Origin of the sequence: Tabrizicola thermarum (assembly GCF_003574395.1) — a bacterium.
Lineage (GTDB): Bacteria > Pseudomonadota > Alphaproteobacteria > Rhodobacterales > Rhodobacteraceae > Tabrizicola > Tabrizicola thermarum.
Genome location: NZ_KZ984536.1, coordinates 146,096 through 160,711 on the forward strand (window position 1 = coordinate 146,096; position 14,616 = coordinate 160,711).

At 67.4% G+C, this 14,616-nt stretch carries 12 protein-coding genes and 1 other RNA gene; 7 read left to right on the plus strand and 6 right to left on the minus strand.

All coding sequences use genetic code 11. The features are described 5' to 3' along the window. Window positions 1–52 precede the first annotated feature (52 nt). Window positions 53–1,276, minus strand: a complete 1,224-nt coding sequence (locus tag D5084_RS01360) for an ABC transporter substrate-binding protein (RefSeq protein ID WP_128513707.1) — start codon at window positions 1,274–1,276, stop codon at window positions 53–55. Between the two features lie 322 nt (window positions 1,277–1,598). Here D5084_RS01360 and D5084_RS01365 point away from each other — a divergent pair, with 322 nt between their 5' ends. The 3 genes from D5084_RS01365 to D5084_RS01375 all read left to right on the plus strand — a co-directional run bounded on the left by D5084_RS01365 (window position 1,599) and on the right by D5084_RS01375 (window position 4,992). Beyond that, window positions 1,599–2,636 carry a LacI family transcriptional regulator gene (locus tag D5084_RS01365; RefSeq protein ID WP_128513708.1) on the plus strand — a complete coding sequence of 346 codons (1,038 nt, stop codon included), beginning with the start codon at window positions 1,599–1,601 and terminating at the stop codon, window positions 2,634–2,636. 22 nt (window positions 2,637–2,658) lie between these two features. Next, window positions 2,659–3,717 (plus strand): sugar phosphate isomerase/epimerase family protein, encoded by a 1,059-nt coding sequence (locus D5084_RS01370; protein WP_128513709.1) that lies wholly within the window; start codon window positions 2,659–2,661, stop codon window positions 3,715–3,717. A 114-nt stretch (window positions 3,718–3,831) separates the two neighbouring features. Further along, window positions 3,832–4,992, plus strand: a complete 1,161-nt coding sequence (locus tag D5084_RS01375) for a Gfo/Idh/MocA family protein (protein ID WP_238382482.1) — start codon at window positions 3,832–3,834, stop codon at window positions 4,990–4,992. Between the two features lie 124 nt (window positions 4,993–5,116). Here the strand turns inward: D5084_RS01375 and D5084_RS01380 are convergent, their stop codons facing one another. The 5 genes from D5084_RS01380 to D5084_RS01400 all read right to left on the minus strand — a co-directional run bounded on the left by D5084_RS01380 (window position 5,117) and on the right by D5084_RS01400 (window position 10,544). Beyond that, window positions 5,117–5,986: an NUDIX domain-containing protein gene (locus D5084_RS01380; RefSeq protein ID WP_128513710.1), complete on the minus strand. Its 870-nt coding sequence runs from the start codon at window positions 5,984–5,986 to the stop codon at window positions 5,117–5,119. A 1-nt stretch (window position 5,987) separates the two neighbouring features. Beyond that, window positions 5,988–6,440: a TrgA family protein gene (locus D5084_RS01385; RefSeq protein WP_128513711.1), complete on the minus strand. Its 453-nt coding sequence runs from the start codon at window positions 6,438–6,440 to the stop codon at window positions 5,988–5,990. Window positions 6,441–6,450: 10 nt separating this feature from the next. After that, entirely contained in the window at window positions 6,451–7,665 is a 1,215-nt protein-coding gene (locus D5084_RS01390; protein WP_128513712.1) for an SAM-dependent methyltransferase, read from the minus strand. Window positions 7,666–7,723: 58 nt separating this feature from the next. Beyond that, window positions 7,724–9,136 (minus strand): cryptochrome/photolyase family protein, encoded by a 1,413-nt coding sequence (locus D5084_RS01395; protein ID WP_128513713.1) that lies wholly within the window; start codon window positions 9,134–9,136, stop codon window positions 7,724–7,726. Window positions 9,137–9,317: 181 nt separating this feature from the next. Then, window positions 9,318–10,544: an aminotransferase class V-fold PLP-dependent enzyme gene (locus D5084_RS01400; RefSeq protein ID WP_435532650.1), complete on the minus strand. Its 1,227-nt coding sequence runs from the start codon at window positions 10,542–10,544 to the stop codon at window positions 9,318–9,320. Window positions 10,545–10,967: 423 nt separating this feature from the next. On the opposite strand from D5084_RS01400, the gene D5084_RS01405 reads away from it, so the two are divergent. The 4 genes from D5084_RS01405 to chrA all read left to right on the plus strand — a co-directional run bounded on the left by D5084_RS01405 (window position 10,968) and on the right by chrA (window position 14,541). Continuing rightward, window positions 10,968–12,014, plus strand: coding sequence for an ABC transporter substrate-binding protein (locus tag D5084_RS01405; RefSeq protein ID WP_128513715.1), 1,047 nt, complete (start codon window positions 10,968–10,970; stop codon window positions 12,012–12,014). Window positions 12,015–12,089: 75 nt separating this feature from the next. Next, window positions 12,090–12,446, plus strand: a transfer-messenger RNA (tmRNA) gene (gene ssrA, locus D5084_RS01410). Between the two features lie 115 nt (window positions 12,447–12,561). After that, a complete protein-coding gene (locus D5084_RS01415) occupies window positions 12,562–13,212 on the plus strand; it encodes a DUF1194 domain-containing protein (protein ID WP_128513716.1) in 651 nt (216 codons plus the stop codon). Window positions 13,213–13,284: 72 nt separating this feature from the next. Beyond that, window positions 13,285–14,541 carry a chromate efflux transporter gene (gene chrA / locus D5084_RS01420; RefSeq protein WP_128513717.1) on the plus strand — a complete coding sequence of 419 codons (1,257 nt, stop codon included), beginning with the start codon at window positions 13,285–13,287 and terminating at the stop codon, window positions 14,539–14,541. Window positions 14,542–14,616 lie beyond the last annotated feature (75 nt).

A 14,616-nucleotide genomic window follows, 5' to 3' on the forward strand; every position in this document is an offset into this window, starting at 1 on the left:
TGAGAATGGGGGCCGCCCGCTCGACGGACGGCCCCCGGTCGTCAGGACGGGATCAGAGACCCGACTTCAGGATTTCCACCCACTTCTGGTGGGCGACTTCCGGGGCCATGTCCGACTTCCAGAACTCGACCATCAGGTCCTCGGCCTGCTTCTGCACGTCCGGCGACCAGTTCATGTCGCCCGAGGGAACGATGTTGCCACCGGCCAGGATCTTCAGACCCTTCTTCATGCAGTCGTTGGCGGCGCTGAGGTCGATGTCGCCGCGGATCGGCAGCGAGCCCTTCTTGAGGTTGAAGGCAACCTGGACCTCCGGGCTGACAAGCAGCGCGGCAAGGCGCTTCTGCGCGGCTTCCTTCTCGGGATCATTCAGCTTCGGGAAGTAGAAGGCGTCGCCGCCGGTCGAGATGTACTCGTTCAGGCCCAGGCCCGGCAGACAGGTGTAATCCGTCCCGGCAACCTTGCCCGCCACCTGGAATTCGCCCTGCGCCCAGTCGCCCATGATCTGGCCGGCCGCTTCGCCCGTGATCACCAGGTTCGTCGCCTGGTTCCAGTCCTGAACCGTCGACTTCGCCGCCAGTTTCCGGGCGTCCGCTGCGGCCTGGAAGACCTTGGCATATTCCGGGCCTGCCGCCACGTCCATGTTCTTGTCGATGTTCACGGCCTTCCAGGCATCAAGCCCGGCCACCGCGATCTGCATCGCACCGAAGGCAAGGTTCGACTGCCAGGGCTGGTTTCCCAGCGCCAGCGGGATCTTGCCCGCCGCTTCCACCTGCGGCGCGGTGGCCACGAACTCGTTCCAGTTGGTCGGAACCGGCAGGCCGAGGTCGGTATAGACCTTGTTGTTCAGCCACAGCCATTCGGGCGAGTGAATGTTCACCGGCGCGCAATAGATCTTGCCGTCCACGGTGCAGGCATCCAGAAGGCTTGGCGGATAGATGATTTCCTTCCAGTTGTTGGCCTCGGCCACATCGGTCAGGTCCAGCATGAGGCCCGCCTCGACCAGCTCCAGCGCCTGCTGGCCGTGGTTGAACTGGGTGGCCCCCATCGGGTCGCCGCCGGTGATGCGCGAGATCATGATCGGCCGCGCCACGCCGCCGCCGCCGGCGATCGCGCCGTCGACCCACTTGTCTCCGCTCGCGTCGAAGGCCTTGGCCAGCTCGGCGACCGCAGCCGCTTCCCCTCCGCTGGTCCACCAATGGGTGACCTCAAGCTCCGTCGCCATGGCGGGCATCGCCACCGACATCGCAAGAAGCGCCGTCATCTTCGAAAGTTTCATACCGTTCCTCCCGGTTTCTAAAACGTTATAGAAACAGCCTATAACGTTATAGTTTTGCCGGGCAACTGATCTTTTCGCTTGTTTGCGCCCGCGCGCCAAGTTTTCATGTCAGGATGATCCGCGCCCTTCGCGGCCGGAAACCAGGGGATGACCCGCTCGATGCTGCACCGCGACAATCGCCTCGAACCCCTTGCCGGACGGGAGCTTCCCGCCTCTGGCCGGTCGCCGCGTGCTGCGGGTGCAAATGCGTCGCCAAGGGCCGAATCAGCCAGGGGGATTCGCCACGGCCTGTCCGGCCGTGCACCCTCGCCCAGGGGGAGCCATGGTCACGCTGCCTGATCTCCCCCCCCCTGATTCGGACACCCAGCGTCCGACGCTGAAGACCATCGCTGCCGTCACCGGCCTTGCCATCGCCACCGTCTCGCGCGCGCTCAAGGACGCCCCCGACATCGGCGAAGACACCAAGCGCCGCGTCCGCGAGGCCGCCGCCCGGCTCGGCTACCGTCCGAACCGCGCGGGTGTCCGCCTGCGCACCGGCAAGACCAATGTGATCGCCCTTGTCCTGTCGACCGAGACGGACATCATGAACCATACCTCGCGCCTGATCTATTCCATCGCCAACGCCCTGCGCGGCACGGCCTACCACCTTGTCGTGATGCCCTTCTTCCCCGACCAGGATCCGCTCGACCCGATCCGCTACATCGTCGAAACCGAAAGCGCCGACGGCATCATCCTGAACCAGACCAAGGAAGACGACCCCCGCATCCGCTACATGCACGACCACGGCTTCCCCTTCGCAGCGCATGGCCGCACCGCGATGGGCATCGACCACCCCTATTTCGACTTCGACAACGAAGCCTTCGGCCGCATCGGCGCGCGCGCTCTGGCAGACAGGGGGCGCAAGCGGCTCTACCTCCTCGCCCCGCCTCGCGCGCACATGTATGCGCGGCACATGATCGTCGGTTTTTCCGACGCGGCCGCTCTTCTGGGCCTGCCCTTCGAGGTTGCCGCCGATGTCACCTCCGACAGCGGCGGCGATGCAGTCGAGGCCGCCGTCGCCGCCCGCTTCGCGCTGCCGAACCCGCCCGACGGCCTTCTCGTCGGCTCGACGACCGCCGCGATGGCCGCCATCGCCGGGGCGGAACAGTCGGGTCGCGTGCTGGGCCGCGATTTCGACGTGGTTGCGAAAGAAGCCATCGCAGTCCTGCGCCGGTTCCGGCAGGATGTCCTCATCGTGCGCGAGGATGTCGGACGCGCGGGCGAATTCCTGGCCCGGGCGCTGGTGGCCGAGATCGACAAACGCGACTGGACCGAACGGCAGGGCCTCGAGGTTCCGGTCAGGGTGGAATGCGGCCGCTAGGCCCGAAGTGGGAGGAACGCTGATGAAGACGATCAAGGGCCCGGCCCTTTTCCTGGCGCAGTTTGCGGGGGACGCGGCGCCGTTCAATTCCTGGAGGTCAATCACGAAGTGGGCGGCCGACTGCGGCTATGTCGGGGTGCAGGTGCCCAGCTGGGACGCGCGGCTCTTCGATCTGGAGAAGGCGGCGGCCTCGAAGGATTACTGCGACGAAGTGAAGGGGGTGGCGGCCGAGGCGGGGCTTCAGGTGACGGAACTTTCCACCCACCTGCAAGGCCAGCTGGTCGCAGTGCATCCGGCCTATGACACCCAGTTCGACGGCTTTGCCGCCCCGTCCGTCCGTGGCAATCCGAAGGCACGGGCTACTTGGGCGGTGGATCAGGTGAAGAAGGCGCTGACCGCCAGCCGGAACCTCGGGCTGACCGCCCACGCCACCTTTTCCGGCGCGCTCGCCTGGCCCTACCTCTACCCCTGGCCGCAGCGCCCGGCGGGGCTGGTGGAGGAAGCCTTCGACGAGCTTGCCCGCCGCTGGCTGCCCATCCTGAACCATGCCGAGGACTGCGGCGTCGATGTCGCCTACGAGATCCACCCCGGCGAGGACCTGCACGACGGCGTCACCTTCGAGATGTTCCTCGACCGCGTGAAGGGGCATGCCCGCGCGAACATGCTCTACGACCCCTCGCACTATGTCCTGCAACACCTTGATTACCTTGCCAATATCGACATCTACCACGAGCGGATCAAGATGTTCCACGTCAAGGACGCGGAACTGAACCCCACGGGCCGCCAGGGCGTCTATGGCGGCTTCCAGTCCTGGGTGAACCGCGCGGGCCGCTTCCGCAGCCCTGGCGACGGGCAGGTCGATTTCGGCGGCATCTTCTCGAAGCTCACCCAGTACGGCTATGACGGCTGGGCGGTGGTCGAATGGGAATGCTGCCTGAAACATCCCGAAGACGGCGCCCGCGAAGGCGCGGCCTTTGTCGATGCCCATATCATCCGCGTGACCGAGAAGGCCTTCGACGATTTCGCCGATGCCGGCACCGACCGCGCCGCCAACCGGCGGATGCTGGGGCTTGGTGACTGAGCGCGGAAGCGGGGGTTTCACACCCCGTCGCCAGTGGTGCTTGAACCAGTGGCGCACCACTGACGACCCCCGTGGGATATTTGAGGACAGATGAAAGACGAGACGAGGTAAGCCATGCCCATCGACGCCGCCCATACCGCCCGCCCCGAACGCCTGCGCCTTGGCATGGTCGGGGGCGGGCGCGACGCCTTCATCGGCGCGGTCCACCGCATCGCCGCACGGATCGACGACCAGTACGAACTTGTTGCGGGGGCCTTCTCCTCCAACCCGGAAAAGGCGCTGGCCTCTGCCCAAGACCTCGGCGTGCCCCGCGCCTATACCTCCTTCGCCGAGATGGCCGCAAAGGAAGCCCGCCGCAAGGACGGCATCGACGTGGTGGCCATCGTCACGCCCAACCACATGCACGCCCCCGTGGCGATGCAGTTCCTGAGACGCGGCATCCATGTCATCTGCGACAAGCCGCTGACCGCGACGCTTGCCGAGGCGAAGAAACTCGCCAAAGCCGCCGAGGCCTCGGGCGTGGTCTTCGCCCTGACCCACAATTACACCGGCTATCCGATGATCCGGCAGGCCAAGGCCATGATCGCCAATGGCGACCTCGGCGACCTGCGTCTGGTGAACGTCGAATATGTCCAGGACTGGCTGACCGAACCGGTGGACAACAAGCAGGCCGACTGGCGCACCGATCCGGCGCGGTCCGGCGCAGGCGGCTCGACCGGCGACATCGGCACCCATGCCTTCAACCTGGCGAACTTCGTCACCGGCCTCACGCTCGACACGCTCGCCGCCGACCTCACCGCCTTCGTCCCGGGCCGCCGGGTCGATGACAACGGCCATGTGCTCTTGCGCTACAAGGGCGGGGCGAAGGGCATGCTCTGGTGCAGCCAGGTCGCGCCGGGCAACGAAAACGGGCTGCGGCTCCGCGTCTATGGCACGAAGGGCGGGCTCGAATGGTCGCAGGAGGACCCGAACTACCTCTGGTTCACCCCCTTCGGCCAGCCCAAGCGCCTCATCACCCGCGGCGGCGCCGGTGCAGGCCCCGAGGCTGCCCGCGTGACCCGCGTGCCCCCCGGCCATCCCGAGGGCTATCTGGAAGGCTTCGCCAACATCTACCTCGAGGCCGCCCGCGCCATCCGCGCCGCCAAGACGGGCACCCCCCTGCCCGAAGGCACCACCTTCCCGGGCCTGAAGGAGGGTCTCGAAGGCGTCGCCTTCGTCGATGCCTGCGTCAGGTCGTCAGCACGGAATGGCGCCTGGGTCGGGCTGAACCTGTAAGGCTTGCCCTTTCGGAAATACTCCACGGGAGGTCCGGAGGGTGTGAAACCCTCCGGGGTCGGGCACAGAGAGCAGCCCTCCACCCAGTAGCGCAGGCGTAGGGTGGGCGATCCGCCCACCGCCCCTACCTGCGCAAGCGCGCCCGTTCACGCTGCAACCACAGGGCGGTCAGCAAAAGCGGCGCATTGCCGATCTCGCCCGAGGCCAGCACCTCGACCAGCCGGTCGAAGCTCAACAGATGGCCCTTGATGTCCTCGCCCTCATCCGCGGCGCCGAAGACCCCCGCCACCCCGTCCGGCAGGTCGCACAGCGCAACATAGGAATACAGATACTCCGCCACCGCCCCCGGCGTCGGGTAATACTCCGCGACCTTCTCCAGCGCGCCCAGCACCAGCCCCGCCTCTTCCACCGCCTCGCGCCGGGCGGCGGCTTCCGGCGTCTCGCCGGGGTCGATCCGGCCCGCGATCGCCTCCAGCTGCCATGGCAAGGGGTCGCCGCGCCCAAAGGGGCCCACGCGGAACTGCTCGATCAGCAGCACCCTGTCGCGCACCGGATCATAGGGCAGCACCGTGACCGCATCGCCCACGACAAAGACCTCGCGCGTCAGGGGATCGCTGAACCGGCCGTCGAACCGCCGATGCCGCAGCCGGTGCAGGTCCACCGCGAAGAACCCGGCATGGAGCGGCTCGGGCGGACCGGCCTCCACCTCTCCCGTGCCCTGCCGCAGACCTGGCCTCCGCGCCCCTGCCGCCCGCATCCGGCTTGCCGCCTCGACCCGCAGCGACGACAGGCGCCGGGCAACCCGCTCGGCAGGAAGCCGGCCATAGGCCCGCATGATCAGCGTGGCGAGGACCCGACCCTCCTCCCCCTCTGCCAGGGCAGCGCCCTGCAGCACGTCGCGAAAGAAGGCGAGCCGCCCCGCCGCCTCCGCAGGATCCGGTCCAAGCACGACCGCCCGCACCTCGGGCGGCACGTCCCTTGCCTCTGTTGTCATGCTATTTCCAGCGGCGGCTGGCGTTTTCGGTCAACATCCCGGCGATGATGCCGCCCAGCAGGATCGTGCCGAAGACCCCCAGCGACAGCAGCGCCCGCGACCGTTGCGCCATGGTCTGGAACACATCCAGGATCGCATCAAGCGCGGTGTCATAGCGCATCTTGACCGAGTTATCGAGCATCTCGCGCAAGGCCAGCAGGAACAGCGCCGCCACCGCCAGGACCACCGCAGTCTTGATGCCAGATCCGGCCGCCTCGACATAGCCCTTGCCGACTGTCGGCCCCATCACCGTCCAGCCGATCAGTGCCCCCACCACCGCCGCACCCTCGCGGATCGGTCCCGCGGCCGAGGCATCGGGCATGTTCATCGCGTAGTAGTTCGCCATCACGAACCCGACGACCGCGAAACTGACGGCGGCCATCAGCTTGGCGCCGGTCGGCATTTGCGAAGCCATTCCAAAGCCCTCAGTTGGGACGCGTTACCGTGATCTGCGTCACGTCGCAGTTTCCACCCTGAAACGCCCCGGCGCAAGAGGCCAGGTAGAAATCCCACATCCGCTTGAACCGATCATCGAAGCCCAGCTTCTTCACCTCGCCCCAACGCTCGGCAAAGGTCTCGTGCCAGCGCCGCAGGGTCAGGCTGTAGCTCTCGCCGAACTCGATCGACCCCTTGACCCGCAGCCCCGCCCTTTCGACCTCGGCGCGCAGGACCGAAGGCGCGGGCAGCATCCCGCCCGGGAAGATGTATTTCTGGATGAAATCGACCCCCTTGCGATACAGATGCCACCGCTGGTCGGCGATGGTGATGATCTGCAAGGTCGCATTGCGCCCGGGCTTCAGCCGGTTGCGCAGGGTGTCGAAATAGACCGGCCAATAGCGCTCGCCCACCGCCTCGAACATCTCGATGCTGGCGATCCCGTCATAGGAGCCGCGCTCGTCGCGATAGTCCTGCAACTTGATCTCCACCCGGTCCGACAGGCCCGCCCTCGCGATCCGTTCCACCGCATAGTCGTGCTGCGCCTTGCTGATCGTCAGCCCGGTGACGCGCAGGCCGCGCTCCTTCGCGGCATATTCGGCAAAGCCACCCCAGCCGCAGCCGATCTCCAGCACATGCTCGCCGGGCTGCGCGCCCATCTGGTCCACCATGCTGGCATATTTGCGGATCTGGGCCGTTTCCAGGCTCTCCTGCGGATTGGCAAAGATGGCCGAGGAATAGGTCATCGTGTCATCCAGCCACAGCCGGTAGAACTCGTTGCCCAGGTCATAGTGGTACTGGATGTTCTTCTTCGCCTGCCGACGCGAGTTCGACTGCAACCAGAAGCGCATCCGCTCATAGGCGCGCAGCAGGCCCAGGCCGGGAAAGCCGTCGCCGACGATGTTGTTCGCCGGGCGCTGGATCAGGTCCAGGAATGCCTGCAAGTCCGGCGTCGTCCACCAGCCGTCCAGATAGGCGTCGCAGAACCCGAGATCGCCCTCGCGCACCAGCCGCGCAAACAGGTCCGGGTTCACCACCCGAACTTCCGCCGCAATCCCCGGCGCCTTTCCTTCGATGCGGAACCGACGCCCGTCCGGCAGCACGAAGTCCAGCCTGCCCTCGCCCAGCCGCCGGGCCACCTCGAAGGCCGCAGCGAAATAGCGCGGCAGGCCGGTTTGTCCCGCCACTGTCGTCAATACGTCCATGGCCCCACCCCCAGGGTCGATGTCGGTCCCGGCAGTTTCACCAAACCGGGCGCCTTGCTCAAGCATTTCGTGCTCCATATGCCGCAAGGGCAGTTGCGCGGCCCGTCGCCAGATCGACGACCGGCGCGGGATAGCTCTGGTCCGGCCGCAGGCCCCAGGACCGCGGCACCGCGTCGAAATAGGCCAGCGCCTCCGGCCCGGGGTCTTTCGACAACTCCGCAACGAACCGCCGCCGATAGCGCGCCTCTGCATCGAACTTCTCGGCCTGCCCTGCGGGGTTGAAGATGCGGAAGAACGGCGCCGCATCCGGACCCGATCCCGCAACCCATTGCCAGCCCATCGCATTCGCCGCCGGGTCCCAGTCGGTCAGACAGTCGGCAAACCAGTCCAGCCCCAGCTTCCAGTGTGTCATCAGATGCTTGGTCAGATAGCTCGCCACGATCATCCGCGCGCGGTTGTGCATCGTGCCCGTCACATACATCTCGCGCATCGCCGCATCGACGAAGGGCTCGCCCGTCATCCCCCGCCGCCAGCGCTCCGCTTCGGGACTGTCGCCCCGCCAGGGAAAGCCGTCCCACTCCGGTTTCCAGTTGCTGCGGGTGATCTGCGGCGTGTGGTGCATCAGGTGATAGCTGAACTCGCGCCAGCCCAGCTCCCGCAGGAAGCTCTCCGCCCCCGCGCTGCCCTCGTCCCTGACCCGCAGCCCCGCATGCCAGACCTCGCGGATGCCGATCTCGCCGCAGGTCAGGTTTTCGGACAACCGCGACGTGCCCGCCTCGGCCGGGAAATCGCGCAGCCGCGCATAGTCCGCCACCGGCCCCGCCAGAAAGGCCTGCAGTTTCGCCCGCGCCGCCGCCTCGCCCACCGCCTGATACCGCGCGACGACCCCGGCCCCCCGGTTCATGGCCGCGCCCAGCCGCCAGTCCTCAAGCCGGTCCGAGCCCGGCCAGCGTTCAACCCCGCGCAGCGTCCTGGGCGCTGACTCCGGCGCCGCCACCTCCATCCCCCGCAGGGCTTTCCAGTACGGCGTGAACACCCGGTAGAATCCGCCCTGCCCGGTCTCCACCTCCCAAGGCTCGTGCAGAAGATGCCCGGCAAAGGACCGCGCCTCCACCCCCTCGGCCTTCAGCGCCCCCTTGACGCCGGTATCCCGCGCGACCGAAGCCGGGTCGTAGAGCCGCGACCAGAAGACCCCGCCCGCTCCGGTCTCGGCCACCAGCCCGCGCAGCACCTCCAGCGCCGGCCCCCGCCGCAGGATCAACCGGACGCCCCGCCCCTCCAGCGCCGCCGCAAAGGCCTGGACCGCCAGCCCCAGCCGCCATTTCGGCGCCGCCCCCAGCGCCTCGGTCTCCGGGTCCAGGATGAACAAAGGCACCACCGGCCGCCCGGTTGCCACCGCCGCCGACAGCATCGGATGGTCTCCCAACCGCAAGTCGCGGCGGAACCACAGGATCAACGGACGGTCGGTCATTCCCCAGCCTTTCCCACACCTGCTTTACGCTTCGACTCCGCGAACGGATCAGATTGATTTGCTCTTTTTCCAAATACTCTCGGGGGTTTGGGGGTGGAAAACCCCCAATCTCCGTCCCTTGCGCAGATCGCGCAAGGGACAGATGCAAAGACGCGCGCGCCAGCGCTCCGCTCTGCTGACCTCACAGCACCCGGTCCAGCGCCGCGATCAGCCGCTCTACGTCCTCGGCGCTGGTATAGTGCACCGCCGACATCCGCAGCACGCCCTTGTCGCGGGAAATCCCCAGCGCCTCCAGCGGCCGCACCGCATAGAAATCCCCGGCCCAACAGGCGATCCCGTTGCGCCCCAGCTCCTCGGACACCGGCTCCGCCGCCCGGTCCAGCTCCACCGCCACCGTCGGCGCCCGCCGCGCAGCGTCCTTGGGCCCCAGCAGCCGCACATCGTTCCGCCCCGCCAGATACTCCAGCAAGGGCTGGATCACCGCCACCTCCTGCGCGCGCATCAGGTCATGCACCCCCCGGTTCCGCGCCGCCGGATCGCCCGATACCCCATGCCGCTCCGCCAGCGCATCGATGTAATCCGCCATCCCCGCACAGGCCGCGATCTGCGCATGGTCCGGCCCGGCCGGAGTATGCCGCTTGTAAAGCACTCCGTGGTTGAAGAAATGCGCCTGCCCCGGCAGCTCCATCCCGAAATCCTCGCGCAGGATCATGATCCCCTGATGCGGGCCATAGGTCTTGTAGGCCGAGAACAGATACACATCGCACCCCAGCGCCGGAATATCCGGGAACCCGTGCGGGGCGTAACTCACCCCGTCCACCACGGTCCGCGCCCCCGCAGCCTTGGCCAGCGCACAGATCGCCGCCACGTCGTTGATCTCGGCGATCACATTGGAACACTGCGGAAAGCAGACAAGTTTCACCTTCCCATCCGCTAGAAGCGAGCCCAGCGTCGCGGGATCCAGCGATCCCGTCTCCCGGTCCAGCTTCCACTCCCGAACCTCGATCCCCTCCTCGGCCAGACGCCGCCAGACGCCCGAATTGGCCTCGTGGTCCTGGTTCGTCACCACCACCGCACCACCCGTTCCGGCCAGCCACTTCCGCACCGCTTGCGCCAGCACATAGGTATTGGCGCTGGTCGACGGCCCGAAGGACACCTCTTCCCGCGCGACCCCCATCATCGCCGCCAGCCGGGTGCGCGCCTCGTCCATCTCCGCGCCGCCCGCCTGGGCCCCCGGATAGGGACCGTAGGGCTGCACCTTGCGGTCCCGGTAGAACCGCGTCAGCCGGTCCACGACCTGCACGCAGGGGTAACTCCCTCCGGCATTCTCGAAGAAGGCATGGGTCGACAGGACCGGCGAGGAAAACGCCGGAAACTGCGAACGGACGAAATCAAGATCAAGCGCCACCTGCGGCTCCTCCATCGGGCCGCGGCTCCCGGAATACCCCGCGCGAGGCGGGTAAGTCCCGGTCCGCGGCAGGTCTTCCAGCCAGACCCAAGGATGTCTCCCCAAGGGCCAGGGCCGGGTCTCGCCCGGCCTCGCCCACAGGATTAGCCTCCCGCCCTTTGCCCCGCAACCCCGCTTCGCCCGGCACATGCCCCGCGACGGGCGCGCCCTGCGCCCGGCAAGCGTGCATATGGACGCAAGGTCACCGGAATTTGTGCCGCATTTCGCGGCGATGGCCGCGAGAACCCGCAAATTCCCCTTGTCCTTTTCCGGCCAGCCGACCAATCTTTCGTCATGGGCGCGCCGAGGGGGCCGCGTCTGCCATCCAACCATGCGCACCGGAGGCCATCGGCCCCGTCCGCATGTCCCGCAGAAGGAGCACACATGTCCCGACATTCCCTGACCCTCTTCAGCGCCGCGTCTCTCCTCGCGCTGTCCGTCGCTGCCCATGCCGCCGACCCCGAGCTGACCGTGCTCGACTGGGCGGGCTGGGAAATCGACGGGATGCTGCAACCCTATGTCGAAAAGAACGGCCAGAAGCCGACCTATGTCTTCTTCGCCGACGATGACGAGGCGTTCCAGAAGATGTCCTCGGGCTTCAAGGCCGATGTTGTCCACCCCTGCGCCGCCGCCGTGCCCCGCTACATGGAAGCCGGTCTGATCGAGCCGTGGGATACCTCGAAGATCCCCGAATTCAAGAACATCCCCGAACGCATGGTGAAACCCTTCACCGATGACCAGGGTGTCTGGTTCATCCCCACGGACTATGCCTATACCGCCATCGCCTACAATGCCGATACGGTTCCGGCCGAGGATGTGGCCTCCGTCCAGGTCTTCGCCGATCCGAAATACGCCGGCCGCATCTCGCTGCCCGACAACACCGATGACATCTGGTCGCTGGCCTTCATGGCCACCGGCGTGACCTCGTGGGACAACGTGACGGATGAACAGTTCACCGCCGCCGCCGACTGGCTGCGCAAGGTCCACCCCAACGTCCGCGCCTACTGGTCCGACCCCTCGGAACTGTCGCAGCTCATGGCCTCGGGCGAGGTTCAGGTGGCCTGGTCATGGAACGACCCGGTCGCGATCCTGAAGGGCGAAAACTTCCCCGTCGGCTTCAACCGCGCCGCCGCCGAAGGCGCTGCCACCTGGTACTGCGGCTTCGTGAACATCAAGAACGGCCCCGGCGTCGAGGAAAAGGCCTACGACCACATCAACTCGCTTCTTTCGCATTCCTCGGCCAAGCCGCTGCTGGAGGCGATCGGCTATGCCCTGGCCAACGACGCCGCGATGGCCGAAATCACGCCGGACGAGCTGAAGGCGGCCTACGTCGACCCGGTGACCACACCGCTCTTCGTGCAGTCGCCCCCCACCACCGCACTCCGCGACCGCATGATCGAGGAATTCGAGCTCATCAAGTCGGGCTTCTGATCCCGATGCCGTGACCAAGGACACGCCCGGGGGAAACCTCGGGCGTTTTCCGTTCCGAAGCAGGCATGAGAGGCGCGCCTTGCACCCTCCGCGCCCACCCCCTATATTGATCGCTGTCGGGGGCGACCCCGACTATGGCGATAAACGCACCTGTAATAATCGGCTCGGACCCGGGGGCGGTACCCGGCGGCTCCACCAGACCTTCCCGTTCGTTGCGGGCGTGTGGGGCCGAAATAGGATCGACGAACGACCAAAGAGGCCAGCTTTCGCTCGGTGAGGTACCACCGTTATCGGTCCATGATCACAGTTGCCAACGACAACCGTGCTCCGGTGGCGCTGGCCGCGTAAGCGGCTCGCAATACCAAATCTAAGTCCTTGCGCTTAGCCGCGTAAGGCGGGGTCCGCAGGCACCTGGCAACAGAAGCCTGCACCTTCCCCCACGGCTCCTCGTTCGACTTCGCCCCCGCGCCGCCCGTCACCCGGCATGGCGGTACGACATCAACGACGGGCGGCTTGCCAGCGACCCGCCCCGGCCCCATCCTGCCCCATGCTCCGTGCGGCCCTCCTTGCCTGCCTCTCCACCGGCCCCGCGCTGTCCTGCGAGACGGCGCTCATGCTGTCGATCGACGTCTCGGGCTCGATCGACGCGGGCGAATACCAGTTGCAGACCGGCGGCCTCGCCGCGGCCCTTGCCGACCCGGAAATCGCCGACGCCCTGGTCCGCGGACAGGTCGCGCTTGCCGTGGTCCAGTGGTCAGGCACCGAGGAACAGGCCCTCGTTCTGCCGTGGCAGCGGATGCTTGCCCCCGACGACGTCACCCGCTTCGCCGCCCGCGCCGCCGTCGTTCCCCGCGCCTTCCGGGGCTCGGACACCGCCGTGGGCCAGGGCCTGCGCTTCGCCACCGCCCGGTTCGCCGCCGTCCCCGACTGCCGGCGCAAGGTCATCGACATCTCGGGCGACGGGCAGGAGAACGCGGGCTTCACCGATGCCGCCGCGCGCGGCGAAGCGATGGCCGCGGGGCTGACGATCAACGCCATCGCCATCGAGGAACCGGGCCAGGCCTTCCCCATCAGTGCCTACTACCGCAAACGGATCGTCACCCCCGACGGCTTCGTGGTCAGCGTCCGGGGCTTGCAGGACTATCCCGAGACCCTGCGCCGCAAGCTCCTCCGCGAACTCACGAAGACCCTTGGCTGATCTCTCCCGCGCCTGTCACGGCCGCAGCCTTTTCCCCTTCCGCTTTCCCGGTTGCCGGGACACTGTCAGCCCATGATTCCGACCCTCTCCGAACTGACCCGCACTTTCGCCCGGATCGGCTGCCTGTCCTTCGGCGGCCCGGCGGCGCAGATCGCCCTGATGCACCGGGTGATCCTGGACGAAAAGCGCTGGGTCGCGGAACCCGACTATCTGCGCGCCCTGTCCTTCTGCATGCTTCTCCCCGGCCCCGAGGCGATGCAGCTGGCCACCTGGATCGGCTGGCGGCTGCACGGCGTGCGGGGCGGCCTGATCGCCGGGGGCCTCTTCGTCCTGCCCGGCGCGGCTGTCGTCCTCATGCTCAGCCTGATCTACGCCGCTTTCGGCCAGGTCCCGGTGGTGGCGGCCCTCTTCACCGGGGTCCAGGCCGCCGTCATCGCCATCGTGATCGAGGCGCTGCTCCGCCTCTCCAGACGCGCGCTGAAATCGCGCGAGGCCTGGCTCATCGCCTGTGCCGCCTTCGCGGGCCTGTTCCTGTTCAGGCTGCCGTTCCCGGTCATCATCCTTGCCGCCGGACTCTGGGGCTTTTTCCGCACCGCAGGGACCCGACGGGACCCGACAGCCCCCGCCCCGCCCGCCGCTCTGGCCCGGTCGCTGCGGGCCGCCGCGCTCTGGCTGGGGGTGTGGCTCCTGCCGCTCGCCGCCCTGATCCTTGCCGCCCCCGCCAGACTGGCCGAGATCGGCATCTTCTTCTCGAAACTCGCCGTCCTGACCTTCGGCGGGGCCTATGCCGTGCTGGCCTGGATGGCGCAGGAAGTGGTCCAGGACAAGGGCTGGCTGACCCTGCCGCAGATGATGGACGGGCTGGGACTGGCCGAGACCACGCCCGGCCCGCTGATCCTGGTAAACGAATTCGTGGGCTTCATGGCGGCGCATCAGGCGGGCGGCTGGCCCCTGGGACTGGCGGGCGCAGCGGTTGCGCTCTGGATGACCTTCATTCCCTCCTTCCTGTTCATCTTCGCCGGCAGCCCCTTCATCGACCGGCTGGCCCACATGCCCCGCCTGTCCGGCGCGCTTGCGGCCATCACGGCGGCGGTGGTGGGCGTGATCGCGAATCTCTCGCTCTGGTTCGGGCTGCATGTCCTCTTCGCAGCCCTTCCGGCCTGGAGCTTCGGACCGACAAGCCTGATCCTGCCGGACCTTTCCAGCCTGCGCCCGCTGCCCGCCCTGATCGCGATTTTCGCCGCCTCCGCGCTGATCTGGCGGCACTGGCCGCTGCTCCTCGTGCTTTTGATCTCAGCTCTCGTCTCGGGCACGGCCGCGCTCGTCTAGGGTCCGCAGCAGAACCTGGCCTTCCGCCTCTTCCCTTGGCCCTCGAATTGCCTATGCTGCAACTCAACCGGGAAG

Excerpts from the sequence above, each read along its gene's own strand:
- D5084_RS01360 (WP_128513707.1), bottom strand. The coding sequence starts at position 1,276 with ATGAAACTTTCGAAGATGACGGCGCTTCTTGCGATGTCGGTGGCGATG.
- D5084_RS01365 (WP_128513708.1), top strand. The coding sequence starts at position 1,599 with ATGGTCACGCTGCCTGATCTCCCCCCCCCTGATTCGGACACCCAGCGT.
- D5084_RS01370 (WP_128513709.1), top strand. The coding sequence starts at position 2,659 with ATGAAGACGATCAAGGGCCCGGCCCTTTTCCTGGCGCAGTTTGCGGGG.
- D5084_RS01375 (WP_238382482.1), top strand. The coding sequence starts at position 3,832 with ATGCCCATCGACGCCGCCCATACCGCCCGCCCCGAACGCCTGCGCCTT.
- D5084_RS01380 (WP_128513710.1), bottom strand. The coding sequence starts at position 5,986 with ATGACAACAGAGGCAAGGGACGTGCCGCCCGAGGTGCGGGCGGTCGTG.
- D5084_RS01385 (WP_128513711.1), bottom strand. The coding sequence starts at position 6,440 with ATGGCTTCGCAAATGCCGACCGGCGCCAAGCTGATGGCCGCCGTCAGT.
- D5084_RS01390 (WP_128513712.1), bottom strand. The coding sequence starts at position 7,665 with ATGGACGTATTGACGACAGTGGCGGGACAAACCGGCCTGCCGCGCTAT.
- D5084_RS01395 (WP_128513713.1), bottom strand. The coding sequence starts at position 9,136 with ATGACCGACCGTCCGTTGATCCTGTGGTTCCGCCGCGACTTGCGGTTG.
- D5084_RS01405 (WP_128513715.1), top strand. The coding sequence starts at position 10,968 with ATGTCCCGACATTCCCTGACCCTCTTCAGCGCCGCGTCTCTCCTCGCG.
- D5084_RS01415 (WP_128513716.1), top strand. The coding sequence starts at position 12,562 with ATGCTCCGTGCGGCCCTCCTTGCCTGCCTCTCCACCGGCCCCGCGCTG.
- chrA (WP_128513717.1), top strand. The coding sequence starts at position 13,285 with ATGATTCCGACCCTCTCCGAACTGACCCGCACTTTCGCCCGGATCGGC.